Here is a 13,331-nt window from a genome sequence, read left to right on the forward strand (position 1 = left end):
CATCATGCACCTAACCCGAATCCTATCCCCCAACCTACCCCAACACGACCTTATCGCCACCCATCCGAATTGGACGCGTGCTGATTTCAACCGTGCGGTTTTCCATCTGTCAGGCCGTCTGAAACAGGCAGGCGTGCAAACGGCTGCGTTGTGGTTTGACGATGCCGCGCTGTTCGCCTGTGCCGTGTTGGCAGTGTGGCATTCGGGCGGAAAGGTTTTATTGTTGCCCAATTTGGCGCAAGACAATTTGGAATGGAGGAAAACGGCAGAAGTGTTTTTAACAGATTCAACAGATAAAAAGCTGACTTCAGACGGCCTGAACATCTGGCACTTGCCTGATGTATTAGCTAAAACAGAATCGGAAGCGCTGAGCACCTATCCTGAAAACCATCTGATTCCCGACCATGCCGAAGCATGGCTGAAAACATCAGGTTCCAGCGGCGAAGCGCAGATTATTGTGAAAACCGCCGCGCAAATGCAGGCAGAAGCCCTGACTTTGGCAAATACGCTGCCATTTGGACAACACGGTGAAACCGTGGTCGGCAGCGTGATTCCGCAACACCTTTACGGCTTCACGTTCCGCTTCGCACTCGCGCTGACAATGGGTTGGACTATGGAGCGACAGCAGGCGGTTTATCCGGAAAACCTGCTTTCCAGCACGGCCGCACATGATAAAGTAGTTTGGATTGCCAGCCCGGCTGTACTCAACCGCTTGGGAGAAAACCGCAACTGGCAGAGTATCGGCCATAAAATTGCAGGCATTGTCTCGGCCGGCGGCGCATTGCCTGCAGCCACGGCGGATTTGCTGCAACAGGCTGCCGTCCGCCCGTTTGAAGTTTATGGCAGTACCGAAACCGGTGTGATTGCCTCACGTTGCGAACGCCAAGAATGGCAGCCTTTCGAAGGCGTGGAAATCGGGCAAAACGAAGAAGGCGCACTGTGGGCTTCTTCGCCTTGGTCGCCCGAACGCCGTCAAACAGCCGATTTGATCGAGCCGCAAGATGACGGTTTTCTGTTACTCGGTCGCCAAGACCGCATTATTAAATTTGAGGACAAACGCGTGTCGCTGACCCAAATCGAACACGAACTTTTACAACATCCTTGGATTGCCGACGCCCATTGCGGCCGTCATCCGCAACACCAACGCATTGCCATATGGGCGGCATTGAACGCAGACGGTATCGCCGCCTTGCGCGAGAAAGGCCGCGCTGCAGTCGCCGATACGCTCAAACGCCATCTGGCTGCCACGCAGGACACCATCGCCCTGCCGCGCTACTGGCGTTTTACCGACAGCCTGCCGCGCAACGCCCAAGCCAAAATCGCCGCGGCGGATTTTCAGACGGCCTTTACCGTTGCCCAAACTTCGCCCGTTTGGTCGAAAACATCATCTGACGATGAAACCAATAGCGAAACCTTCATCAGCCGCGTGCCTTTGGATTTGGTTTATTTCGGCGGCCATTTTGCCACCTTCCCGCTGGTTCCCGGCGTGGTCGAGCTGCAATGGGTGCGCAACCTGATCGCGCCCCAGCCATGGGGCAAACAGCGCATCATCCGCATCGAAAATCTAAAATATCAGCAGTTTATCCGTCCTCACGATGAAGTGTCGGTAGAGCTGAAATACGATGAAGGTAAAAATAAACTGAGCTTTAAAATCAACAACGGAGAGCATCCGTGTGCATCAGGACGGATTGTGTTTGAGGCCGTCTGAATATACCTATTAACTTTTTAGTGGAAAACCAACAATATGCAACTCTTCCCCGCCCTAGAACAACGCTACTCCCACGAACACCAGTCCGCAGGCGAGGCTCAACGTCTGGCTCAAGAAATCGCTTTTGCACCGATTGTGTTCCAAGTTTCCCGCCTGATGGTGAAATTTGGCATTCTGGACCTGCTGAACGACCATCCAGACGGCCTCACTCAAGCCGAAATCGCTGAAAAAGCGAAAATCAGCAACTACGCGGCACAAGTCCTGCTGGAAGCTTCGCTGTCTATCGGCACTGTCTTGACTCGCGACAATCGCTATTTCATCAGCAAGGCCGGTTGGTTTGTCCTCAAAGACAAAATGGCCCGCGTCAATATGGATTTCACACAAGAAATCTGCTACCTAGGCATGTTTGATTTGGAAAAAACCCTGCAAACCGGCAAGCCCGAAGGCCTGAAAGTATTCGGCGACTGGCCGACCATTTACGAAGGCTTGTCTTCCTTGCCAAGCATCGCGCAGGAAAAATGGTTTGCATTCGACCATTATTATTCCGACAACTCCTTCGCCGAAGCGCTCAACACCGTGTTCGCCAAACCAGTTAAAAAACTACTCGATGTCGGCGGCAATACCGGCCGCTGGGCGGAGCAATGCGTCAACCACAATGCCGAAGTCGAAGTCACCATCATGGATCTGCCGCAACAAATCGGCTTGATGCGCGAAGCGACCAAAGGCAAAAACGGCGCAGACCGTATCCACGCCCATCCGGCCAACCTGCTTGATCCTGAAATTCCGTTCCCAACCGGTTTTGACGCAATTTGGATGAGCCAATTCCTGGACTGTTTCACCGAAGAACAAGCCACCAGCATTCTTCAACGCGCCGCTGCATCCATGAGCGAAAACACCAGCCTCTACATCATGGAACCTTTCTGGGACAGGCAACGCTATGAAACCGCCGCCTACTGCCTGACCATGACCAGCCTGTATTTCACTGCCATGGCCAACGGCAACAGCAAAATCTTCCATTCCGAAGACCTGATCCGTTGCGTTGAAAAAGCCGGATTGAAAGTAGCGGAAATTTCAGACGGCATCGGCCGCGGACACAGCATCTTGCGTTGCGTTAAGGCCGTCTGAACATCATCTTTTAAACCCTAAAAAGAAACCGACCCCAACAGCCATTGCAGCTATCGGGGTCGGTTTCTTTTTGGGTATCCGCCTTAAAACATCAGCCGCGCAACATCCATACTGCACACGCTAACGCAATCGCTACCAACAAAGCGGCAAGCAGTTGTCCCATTCCGGCCAATTTAGGCTGCTTAGCATCAATGGTTTTAAAGCCGCTCATCATCGGCGTAATCAAATCCTGTTTTTTCACAAAGCGATACAGCAAAACAGCCGCGATATGTACGCCCGCCAAAACAGCCAAAATATTAAAGAAATTGACATGGATTTTTCGCGCCAGCGTACCGGCGTGTTCGCTGACCAAATGATTCAAAAAGCCGGAATTGGTAAACGTATTTTCATCGGCGGCAAATAAGCCTGTGGCCGTCTGAAAAACCAAGGCGGCCAATAAAGCGATGACCATCAGCGCGCCCAAAGGATTGTGACCGACCAATTCGCCTTCAGGCATCTGGCCTTGCGTATAGCGGCGGATTTCGGAAAATGGACGCACAAATCGGCTGAATTTTGCCGTATCACTGCCCCATATCCCCCAGCACAAGCGGAAAGCCACCAACGCCAGCATCAACAAGCCGCCGCGCAAGTGCCATACCAGCAAATCGCCGCCTCGGGTGGCGCTGTACCACATAAATCCCATCAATAACACCAAGAGCCAATGGAACAGGCGCGTAGGTGCATCCCAAACTTTTATTTTTTGCTTCATTACCTTTTACTTTCTGATTTAAAATTAAATTTCTTATCTTGGAAGGTTACGCCATGCAGCCCATCTACACGCTTCCCGAATCGCTTCAGGCCTTTCAGACGGCCTTAGCATTTCCCGACGTATTTCGCCCCCGCGTCCAAGAATCGCACAAAGGCACATATGGCACGCTTGCCATTATCGGCGGCGCAACGGGAATGAGCGGTGCGGTGGTTTTAGCAGTCACAGCCGCGATGTATCAAGGATGCGGCAAGGTTTGGGCGGGTTTCAACCAAGCTACGCTGCCTTTTGCCATCATTCCCGAACGCCCTGAAATCATGCTTGCCACTGCGACCCAACTGATGGAGCGCAACGATGTCAGCGCACGGGCAATCGGCTGCGGATTCGGTTTGGACGGATTATCGGAGAAACTGCTGCCCAAAATCCTGTCGACACACCATGACCGGCCTTTATTGCTCGATGCAGATGCCTTGACACTGCTGGCCCGTTCTCCCGAATTAGCCGAACGCCTCAAATCGTACAAACATATCGTCCTGACACCGCATCCGGCCGAAGCCGCCCGCCTACTCGGTACCGATACCCAATCAGTTCAAGCCGACAGACAGAAAGCCGTAACCGAAATCAGCCAAAAATATGGCGCAACCGTCGTATTGAAAGGCCATCATACATTAGTTGCCGCAACTGACGGCATGACCTATACCAACACCAGCGGCAATGCCGGATTGGCTACCGCCGGCAGCGGCGATGTCTTAAGCGGTATGATCGGCAGCCTGCTGGCACAAGGCATTCCGGCATTCCAGGCCACTTGTGCCGGCGTTTGGCTGCATGGCGCGGCAGCCGATGTCATCAAACACAGCAGCCAAATCGAAACCGGGATGCTCGCCGGAGAAATCGCACCTGCCGCCCGATGGCTGCGCAATATTTTATCAAAAGAGTAATACTGTCTATATCATAAATACAAATTGCAGGCCGTCTGAAAATCAATCTCTATTTTCAGACGGCCTGGTTTATTTTTAAGTCATTTTGCAAATTAAGGTTAAGACGTGTATCCTTGACTTCCCTTAAAAACAACTTCACAACATATTATCATGAGTATCCTCAATAAAATCAGCAACTTTATTGGAAAAACATTTTCCCTTTGGGCGGCGCTCTTTGCCGGTATCGCTTTTTTCGCACCCGACACCTTCAAATGGGTCGGCCCTTACATTCCTTGGCTTCTGGGCATCATCATGTTCGGCATGGGCTTGACGCTCAAACCTTCCGACTTCGATATTTTGTTCAAACGCCCTAAAGCCGTCATCATCGGCGTGATTGCACAATTCGCCATCATGCCGGCAACTGCCTATCTGCTGGCCAAGCTGTTGAACCTGCCTGCCGAAATCGCAGTCGGTGTGATTTTGGTCGGCTGCTGCCCGGGCGGTACGGCTTCCAATGTAATGACTTATCTGGCGCGCGGCAATGTGGCTTTGTCGGTTGCCGTTACATCGGTTTCCACCCTGATTTCCCCATTGCTGACCCCCGCCATCTTCCTGATGCTTGCCGGTGAAATGCTGGAAATCCAAGCGGGCAGTATGTTGATGTCCATCGTCAAAATGGTTTTGTTCCCCATCGTTTTAGGCTTGATTGTCCATAAAGTCTTGGGCAACAAAACTGAAAAACTGACCGACGCGCTGCCGCTGGTTTCCGTTGCCGCCATCGTGCTGATTATCGGCGCGGTCGTCGGTGCCAGCAAAGGCAAGATTATTGAAAGCGGCCTGCTGATTTTCGCGGTTGTCGTACTCCACAACGGCATCGGCTATCTGCTCGGCTTCTTTGCCGCCAAATGGACCGGCCTGCCTTATGATGCACAAAAAACGCTGGCCATCGAAGTCGGTATGCAAAACTCGGGCTTAGGCGCCGCGCTTGCCGCCGCACACTTTGCCGCCGCGCCGGTCGTTGCCGTTCCCAGCGCATTGTTCAGCGTGTGGCACAATATCTCCGGCTCGCTTCTGGCAACTTATTGGGCAGCCAAAGCCGATAAAAATAAAGAATCCTAAACGCCTTTAATCATCAGGCCGTCTGAACAGGCATAAACGAAATCAACGATTTCTGCCTAAGCTGTTCAGACGGCCTTTATTTTGAAATCAAGCAGGATTATTGTTTCACCGCTTCGATTTGGATATTGATGTTAACTTTTTTGCTCATACCGGCACTTACCAAATAATCCAAACCCCATTTGGTACGGTCGATGGTGGTGCTGAAGTCGCCGCCGCACACTTCTGCTTTTGCCATCGGGCTTTGGTAGCAGTTGAATTTATCGGCTTTGAGTTTCACCGGTGCAGTTTTGCCGTTCATGGTCAGGTTGCCGTCAACGGAAAGCAGTTTTTTGCCGTTGAAATTGAATTTGGTGGATACAAAACGGATTTCAGGGTATTTGTCCGCGTTGAAAATATCGGCAGATTTCAAGTGTTGGGTAAAGTGGTCAGAACCGGTTTGCAGTTTGGACAAAGGCAATACGATATCGATAGAGCCTTGGCGTTTGGCGCGGTCAAATTCCAAATTACCGGTCAAACCATAAATACCGCCGACGTTGGTGCTGGTGTTGAAATGGTCGATGGCAAAGCGGGCATTGGCATGGAATTCGTCCACTTTATAAACAGCGGCGGACGCAGCGGAAGCCAACATGGCCGAACACAATGCAAACATGATTTTTTTCATCGTCTTATCCTTAAAAGTGTGAGAAGTTCCCTATCATATCACTTTTTGATGCCAACATCTTTTGCAACTGAGAAAGACAGCGTTTTATCCTAAGAAAACTTCAGGCCGTCTGAAAGAATGAGCAGCAAATTCAGGTGAAGCAAACACAGTTTAGTTTTATTACAAAATAGCGTGCTTCATCGCTCGTAATTGGTATAAAATACCGAGTTATTTCTACAACGGGCCGCCAACCAACCAGCCTATTTCAGACGGCCTCAGCATAAAACAAAGGAACAAAAATGCCTGAATACCGCTCCAAAACCTCTACCCACGGCCGCAATATGGCAGGTGCGCGCGCATTGTGGCGTGCGACCGGCGTCATGGAAACCGACTTCGGCAAACCGATTATCGCCATTGCCAACTCCTTCACCCAATTCGTCCCAGGCCATGTGCACCTGCACAATATGGGCCAACTGGTTGCCCGTGAAATCGAAAAAGCCGGCGGCATTGCCAAAGAATTTAACACCATCGCCATTGACGACGGCATCGCCATGGGACACAGCGGTATGCTCTACTCACTGCCCAGCCGCGACCTGATTGCCGACTCCATCGAATACATGGTCAACGCCCACTGCGCCGACGCGCTGGTGTGCATTTCCAACTGCGACAAAATCACCCCGGGAATGCTGATTGCCGCCATGCGCCTGAATATTCCGACCATCTTCGTTTCCGGCGGCCCGATGGAAGCCGGTAAAGTTATCGGCGTGGCTAATATTCAGCCCGAGCGTCGTTTGGACTTGATCGATGCCATGATCGAATCGGCTGACGACAATATCAGCGACAGACAAGTCGAAGAAGTCGAGCAAAACGCCTGCCCGACCTGCGGCTCCTGCTCCGGCATGTTTACCGCCAACTCTATGAACTGCCTGACCGAAGCACTCGGCCTTTCCCTGCCGGGCAACGGTTCTTATCTGGCTACCCACGCAGGCCGCAAAGAATTATTCCTCGAAGCTGGCCGCATGATTGTCGAAATCACCAAACGCTACTACGAGCAAGACGACGAAACCGTGTTGCCGCGCAGCATCGCTACCAAAAAAGCGTTTGAAAACGCCATGACCATGGACATCGCCATGGGCGGATCTACCAATACCATTTTGCACCTGTTGGCTGTTGCCAACGAAGCCGGTGTCGATTTCAAAATGGCCGACATCGACCGCTTGAGCCGCGTTGTGCCCTGCATCTGCAAAACCGCGCCAAACAATCACGACTACTACATGGAAGACGTGCATCGCGCAGGCGGCATTTTCGCCATCCTGAAAGAATTGGACAAGGCAGGCAAACTGCACACCGACGTGTACACCATCCACGCGCCGACCCTGAAAGATGCGATTGAAAAATGGGACGTGACCAACCCTGAAAACACCCATGCCATCGAGCGTTTCAAAGCCGCGCCCGGCGGCGTGCGCACCACTCAGGCATTCTCACAAAACCGTATGTGGAAAACCCTCGACCTCGACCGCAAAAAAGGCTGTATCCGCGATGTCGAACATGCCTACTCGCAAGACGGCGGTTTGGCAGTATTGTTCGGTAATATCGCCGAGCGCGGTTGCGTGGTGAAAACCGCAGGCGTGGACGAGAGCATCCTCAAATTTACCGGCCGCGCCCGCGTATTTGAAAGCCAAGAAGACGCTGTCGAAGGCATTTTGGGCAACCAAATCGTCGCCGGCGACATCGTCATTATCCGCTACGAAGGCCCTAAAGGCGGCCCGGGCATGCAAGAAATGCTGTACCCGACTTCTTACCTGAAATCCAAAGGTTTGGGCAAAGAATGCGCCCTTCTGACCGACGGCCGCTTCTCCGGCGGTACTTCCGGCCTGTCCATCGGCCATGCTTCGCCTGAAGCGGCAGAAGGCGGCGCCATCGGTTTGGTACACGAAGGCGACACCATCGAAATCGACATTCCAAACCGCAGCATCCACCTTGTCATTTCCGATGAAGAGCTTGCCGCACGCCGTGCCGAGATGGAAGCACGCGGCAGCAAAGCGTGGAAACCGGAAAACCGCGACCGCTACGTCTCCGCAGCCCTGCGTGCCTACGGCGCGATGGCGACTTCCGCCGACAAAGGCGCAGTACGCGACGTATCGCAAATCGAACGTTAATTAACCTGACTTTAAGGCCGTCTGAACGCTTCCACGTGTTTCAGACGGCCTTCATTCAAACGGACCAATATGGACAAATTCATTTTAGCGATGATCGGCATGGCCATTGCCCTGTTGCTTATTATTGGCGGCGGGTTTGTCGCTGTCGAATATTTCAAATCCCATCCTGAAGCATTCCAAGTCAAACCGCCATCAAAATAATCATTCAGCAGCATGAGTTTCAAGGGGAAAGAGCCGTAGCTCAAGGCCGTCTGAACGCAGCATATATAATGAAACATATTCTTTACTGGCTGGGCGGTTTTGCCGTCGCCCTCGGCATATTCCAATACTACGAAACCCACCGCTATTCCGAAGACCAGCTCATCTACGCCCAAGCGCCGCAAAATCGTACCGCCGTTGCCGATTTTGACGCCTTGGCGTATTTAAACTTCCTCCGCGCTTCAGCCAACCTGCCCGCACTGGCGCACTCGGCCACACTCGAACGCGCCGCGCGCAATCATGCCCGCTATCTTCTGCAAAATCCTGACGACGGTCATGACGAACACAATACGCGCAATCCCTTTTACACAGGCCCACGTCCATCAGACCGCACGCGCAAAGCCGGTTATGCCTATAAAGGCGTGCACGAAAACGTCAGCACCGGCCAACATCCGCCAAACGAAAAAATCAACGACCACCTGCCTGCCCAACATCAGCTGGACAACCTGATGACAGCGATTTACCACCGTTTCTCCTTGCTCGATCAAAATATCGACGAGGCCGGTGCAGCATTTGAATCGCAAGGCAAACAAATCGCGTTGAGCATCAATCAGGGCGACAGCAGATTCAACAGCCTCTGCCAAAAAAACCGCCCATTATCCGACCTCAGCCGTTCGTTTTATCAAGATGCCTGTCATGGCCATGCCATTGTTTATGCGGATGAAATTTCCAACCGCAAATTCCGGCCTTACATCACCTATCCGCAAGGCAATTTCGCTTCGCCGGTTTTCCATGGCGAGCGTCCCGACCCTATGCCGCATTATGAAATGACCGGCAATCCGGTTAGCATCGCCTTCTCCGAACAATCGCCCCCGGTCAAAATGCGTTCGTTCAAACTGTATCAGGACACAAAAGAAATCAAAGACGTCAAAATCTTAGATAAAGATAATGACCCAAACCGCCTCCTGACCGAACGCCAATTTGCGCTGTTTCCTTTACAGCCCTTGGAATACGACACCGACTACCGTGCCGTGTTCCAATACCGTCAAAACGGAAAAAACAGAACGGCCGAATGGACATTCAGCACGCAAAAACCCGATTATCCTTACTTCATCGTCAAAGGCGGCGAAACGCTGGCCATCGAATCCGGACAAAAATATTTTATCCATTGGCAGGATTTTTGGTGCTTGAAACAATGCGAACGCTACAACTACCGCATGAACCGCGACACCCAACTCGACATCATCGAGCGGCAGGCCGGCGGCATCATTATCCGTGTCAACGGAAGCAAAGGCAGCAGCATCCGCTTAATGCCCGAAGGCGAAGACAGGCGCGCCATTACGCTTTATTTATGGAAATAAAGCCGTTTTCAGACGGCATGAAGCACCAAAAAACTGATAAAATACCGCCTCATCACCCTACGGCAAGCTATCCAATATGACCAAACATCCGCAAACAGCAGCCAATACCCGCTATGCCTTTGCCAGCATTGCCGCCATGTTGGCCGCATTTTTACTGTTCGTTGCCGTGATGTTGCTGCCCTTGGGGCTGACGGCGGACACACAAGTGGGCCTGATACGGTTTTCACTCTACGCAATCGTGCTGTTTGCCGTACTTGGCGGTATTTTTTCTGTACGCGTTGCCTATTTGCGTAAAAAGAACGGAGCATGACATGACCCAAGCCGATAAAATTCCACAAGAAATCCGCCTCCAGCAAGAGCGGCGCGTACTGACTTTGATCTATGTTGACGGTGCCAAGAGCCTTCCTGCCGAATACCTGCGCGTGTACTCGCCCAGCGCGGAAGTGCGCGGACACGGCCCAGGTCAGGATGTTTTGCAAACAGGCAAAGCCGAAGTTAGCATTACCGATTTAGACCCCGTCGGCCAATACGCCTTGAAAATTACTTTTTCAGACGGACACGACAGCGGCCTTTACGATTGGGACTATCTCTACCGACTGGCGCACAATCAAGACGCGCTTTGGCAAGACTATCTCGACCGCCTCCAAAAAGCCGGCGCGTCCAGAACGCCAAGTGCCGAAGACTTAAAACCTAAACACACGCATTCCTGCGGTAGCGGTGGTTGCGGCGGAAAGGCCGTCTGAAAAAAGCGAGACCGTAAGTTTGGATGACGGAAGGACGATTGACGGCAAAGCGTCCCTCTCCCCGCCCAAAAAAGGACGGATGGTAGCCATCTTCGGCGATACCCAAGCCCGTCCGCAGGCAGTACGCACCGCGCAAAACGCAGACGTTTTGGCGCATGAAGCAACCTTTGCGGCAGGCGATGAAGAGACAGCGGAACGAGTGTTCCATTCAACCGTATCCAATGCCGCCAAGCTGGCTTTGCAGGCCAATGTGAAACAACTTTACCTGACCCACATCAACGCACGTTATACCGAAGAAGAACAACGCCTGATGCTGGAGCGGCAGGCACAAACTATATTTCCCGCGTCGAAAGTGGTTGGCGATTTCGACGTATTCGATATCTGAATCCGTATTATTTTAAGAAGGCAGACACTATGAGCGACCACAAAACCCATTTCGGCTTCACTACCGTTGACGAAGACGAAAAAGCAGGCAAAGTTGCCGAAGTCTTCCACTCCGTGGCAAAAAACTACGACATTATGAATGACGTAATGTCCGGCGGTCTGCACCGTGTTTGGAAACATTTCACCATCAATACCGCCCGCCTGAAAAAAGGCGACAAAGTATTGGACATCGCCGGCGGTACGGGTGATTTGTCCCGAGGCTGGGCAAAACGTGTGGGCAAAGAAGGCGAAGTTTGGCTGACAGACATCAACTCCTCCATGCTGACCGTCGGCCGCGACCGCCTGCTCAACGAAGGCATGATTCTGCCCGTATCGTTGGCAGACGCTGAAAAATTGCCATTCCCCGACAACTATTTCAATCTGGTTTCCGTCGCATTCGGCCTGCGCAACATGACGCACAAAGATGCCGCGCTGAAAGAAATGTACCGCGTATTGAAACCGGGCGGTACTTTGCTGGTGTTGGAATTCTCCAAAGTGTACAAACCCTTGGAAGGCGTGTACGACCTCTACTCTTTCAAACTGTTGCCGATTATGGGCAAACTGATTGCCAAAGATGCTGACAGCTACCAATACCTCGCCGAGTCCATCCGTATGCACCCCGACCAAGAAACCTTGAAACAAATGATGCTGGATGCAGGCTTCGACAGCGTGGATTACCATAACATGAGCGCAGGCATCGTCGCCCTGCATAAAGGCGTGAAATTCTAAGGCCGTCTGAAGCAAACACAAAGGGCGTGATTGATAAACACGCCCTTTGTTTTTTTCAAACCTTATCCAAGCCAGTCTGACACAAACCAAAGGCCGTCTGAACAGCCGTAAAACGAAATTAAAAATTTCGGTTACACCATTCAGACGGCCTTAATATGGTCAAATCAGCTTACTTTCCTGCTTTCACGCTTTGCCATTGGCGGACCATAAATTTCAACGCCGCCGGCTGGATGGGTACCATGATAAAGCTGTTCTTCAAATCCTCGTCAGTCGGGAAAATCGTATTGTCGTTTCTAAACTCTTCATCCATCAGCTCCTGAGCCGGTTTGCTGGACGGCGCATAAGTAACAAAATTGCCGTTTTTCGCCGCAACTTCAGGATCTAAGAAATCATTGATATATGCATGGGCATTGGCCACATGTTTGGCATCTTTCGGAATCACAAACGAATCCACCCAAATCCCCACGCCTTCTTTCGGCATCATCACACGGATTTTTTCCTTGCCGCCCGCTTCTTCGGCACGACGTTTGGCAATGTTCAAATCGCCGCCAAAACCAATTGTTACGCACGTATCGCCGCGCGCCAAATCATCGATAAAACCGGACGAGGTAAAACGCTTGATGTACGGACGGTTTTTCTTCAAAACTTCCGTAGCCGCCTTAATATCCGCCGTTTCGCTACTGTTTGGATTTTTACCCATATAGTTCAATACCATAGGATAAATCTCCGCCGCGCTGTCCAAATAGCTGATGCCGCATTGCTTGAGTTTGGACGTGTATTCGGGGTTAAACACCAAATCCCATTGATTGTCCGGTAATTTGTCCGTACCCAAAGCCTTTTTCACACGCTCGGTATTGATGGCGAAAGTGTTAGTCCCCCAATAAAATGGAACGGCATATTCGTGGTTCGGATCAACGCCTTCCATCAACTTCATTAATTGTGGATTGAGGTTTTTATAGTTGGGAATCAGGGATTTGTCGATTTTCTGATACGCACCTGCCTTAATCTGCCTACCGACAAACGCATTGGAAGGACCCACGATGTCGTAACCCGACTTGCCGGTCAATACCTTGCTCTCCAGCGTTTCATCGCTGTCATATACATCATAAGTTACTGAGATACCGTGTTTTTTCTCAAACGCAGCAACCGTCTCGGGATCGACATATTCCGACCAGTTGTAAATGCTCAATACCTTTTGATTATCGGTTTGCGCCGCCTTGTCGGCAGAGTTTTTGTCCGAGCCGCCGCAGCTGGCCAATGCCAGCGCAGTCAGTACGATGAGGGACAGATGTTTGGCCATTATCATTCCTTGCGTATCCGGTTGAAAAGAGAAAGGCATTATAAAGCAGGCAAGCCGGGGCGGATAGGCTTCATTGTTAAAAGATATCGATCCGCTTGAGGCCGTCTGAAAGACAGCTTGCCGCCAACTTAAAACCTTTCTGCCGATAGCTTGAAATATGGTTT

Annotated in this window: 14 protein-coding genes; 11 read left to right on the plus strand and 3 right to left on the minus strand. The window is 51.5% G+C overall.

All coding sequences use genetic code 11. The annotated features are described in order from the left end of the window. The first annotated feature begins 4 nt into the window (after positions 1–4). Positions 5–1,708 (plus strand): ApeI family dehydratase, encoded by a 1,704-nt coding sequence (locus tag HMPREF2551_RS07245; protein ID WP_070838154.1) that lies wholly within the window; start codon positions 5–7, stop codon positions 1,706–1,708. Positions 1,709–1,744: 36 nt separating this feature from the next. Next, a complete protein-coding gene (locus tag HMPREF2551_RS07250; RefSeq protein WP_049344231.1) occupies positions 1,745–2,833 on the plus strand; it encodes a FlxJ family methyltransferase in 1,089 nt (362 codons plus the stop codon). 91 nt (positions 2,834–2,924) lie between these two features. Here the strand turns inward: HMPREF2551_RS07250 and HMPREF2551_RS07255 are convergent, their stop codons facing one another. Then, positions 2,925–3,581: a cytochrome b/b6 domain-containing protein gene (locus tag HMPREF2551_RS07255; RefSeq protein ID WP_070838155.1), complete on the minus strand. Its 657-nt coding sequence runs from the start codon at positions 3,579–3,581 to the stop codon at positions 2,925–2,927. Between the two features lie 53 nt (positions 3,582–3,634). On the opposite strand from HMPREF2551_RS07255, the gene HMPREF2551_RS07260 reads away from it, so the two are divergent. Both HMPREF2551_RS07260 and HMPREF2551_RS07265 read left to right on the plus strand, forming a co-directional pair. Then, on the plus strand, positions 3,635–4,516 hold the full coding sequence (locus HMPREF2551_RS07260) for an NAD(P)H-hydrate dehydratase (RefSeq protein ID WP_070838157.1): 882 nt from the start codon (positions 3,635–3,637) through the stop codon (positions 4,514–4,516). Positions 4,517–4,666: 150 nt separating this feature from the next. Continuing rightward, entirely contained in the window at positions 4,667–5,614 is a 948-nt protein-coding gene (locus HMPREF2551_RS07265) for a bile acid:sodium symporter family protein (protein ID WP_003746401.1), read from the plus strand. A 97-nt stretch (positions 5,615–5,711) separates the two neighbouring features. On the opposite strand, the gene HMPREF2551_RS07270 is transcribed toward HMPREF2551_RS07265, so the two are convergent. Further along, a complete protein-coding gene (locus HMPREF2551_RS07270) occupies positions 5,712–6,275 on the minus strand; it encodes a YceI family protein (protein WP_070589246.1) in 564 nt (187 codons plus the stop codon). Positions 6,276–6,553: 278 nt separating this feature from the next. Here HMPREF2551_RS07270 and ilvD point away from each other — a divergent pair, with 278 nt between their 5' ends. From ilvD to ubiE, 7 genes are all read left to right on the plus strand, one after another. Continuing rightward, positions 6,554–8,413 carry a dihydroxy-acid dehydratase gene (gene ilvD, locus HMPREF2551_RS07275; protein WP_070838159.1) on the plus strand — a complete coding sequence of 620 codons (1,860 nt, stop codon included), beginning with the start codon at positions 6,554–6,556 and terminating at the stop codon, positions 8,411–8,413. A 69-nt stretch (positions 8,414–8,482) separates the two neighbouring features. Further along, positions 8,483–8,614, plus strand: coding sequence for a hypothetical protein (locus tag HMPREF2551_RS10730; protein ID WP_282822698.1), 132 nt, complete (start codon positions 8,483–8,485; stop codon positions 8,612–8,614). A gap of 68 nt (positions 8,615–8,682) precedes the next feature. After that, positions 8,683–9,972, plus strand: a complete 1,290-nt coding sequence (locus HMPREF2551_RS07280) for a CAP domain-containing protein (protein ID WP_070838161.1) — start codon at positions 8,683–8,685, stop codon at positions 9,970–9,972. Positions 9,973–10,048: 76 nt separating this feature from the next. Next, the gene (locus tag HMPREF2551_RS07285) at positions 10,049–10,282 is read left to right on the plus strand and encodes a hypothetical protein (RefSeq protein WP_003746394.1); all 234 of its coding nucleotides are present in this window, start codon (positions 10,049–10,051) and stop codon (positions 10,280–10,282) included. A 1-nt stretch (position 10,283) separates the two neighbouring features. Continuing rightward, on the plus strand, positions 10,284–10,715 hold the full coding sequence (locus tag HMPREF2551_RS07290; RefSeq protein WP_070838163.1) for a gamma-butyrobetaine hydroxylase family protein: 432 nt from the start codon (positions 10,284–10,286) through the stop codon (positions 10,713–10,715). Positions 10,716–10,794: 79 nt separating this feature from the next. Beyond that, positions 10,795–11,100 carry an MBL fold metallo-hydrolase gene (locus tag HMPREF2551_RS07295; RefSeq protein WP_070838166.1) on the plus strand — a complete coding sequence of 102 codons (306 nt, stop codon included), beginning with the start codon at positions 10,795–10,797 and terminating at the stop codon, positions 11,098–11,100. 29 nt (positions 11,101–11,129) lie between these two features. Continuing rightward, positions 11,130–11,867, plus strand: a complete 738-nt coding sequence (gene ubiE, locus HMPREF2551_RS07300) for a bifunctional demethylmenaquinone methyltransferase/2-methoxy-6-polyprenyl-1,4-benzoquinol methylase UbiE (RefSeq protein WP_003746386.1) — start codon at positions 11,130–11,132, stop codon at positions 11,865–11,867. 169 nt (positions 11,868–12,036) lie between these two features. Here ubiE and HMPREF2551_RS07305 read toward each other — a convergent pair whose 3' ends face one another. Then, on the minus strand, positions 12,037–13,167 hold the full coding sequence (locus HMPREF2551_RS07305) for a polyamine ABC transporter substrate-binding protein (protein ID WP_070838167.1): 1,131 nt from the start codon (positions 13,165–13,167) through the stop codon (positions 12,037–12,039). Between the last annotated feature and the right edge of the window lie 164 nt (positions 13,168–13,331).

The sequence above is a fragment of the Neisseria sp. HMSC066H01 genome (assembly GCF_001837375.1).
Taxonomy (GTDB): Bacteria; Pseudomonadota; Gammaproteobacteria; order Burkholderiales; family Neisseriaceae; genus Neisseria.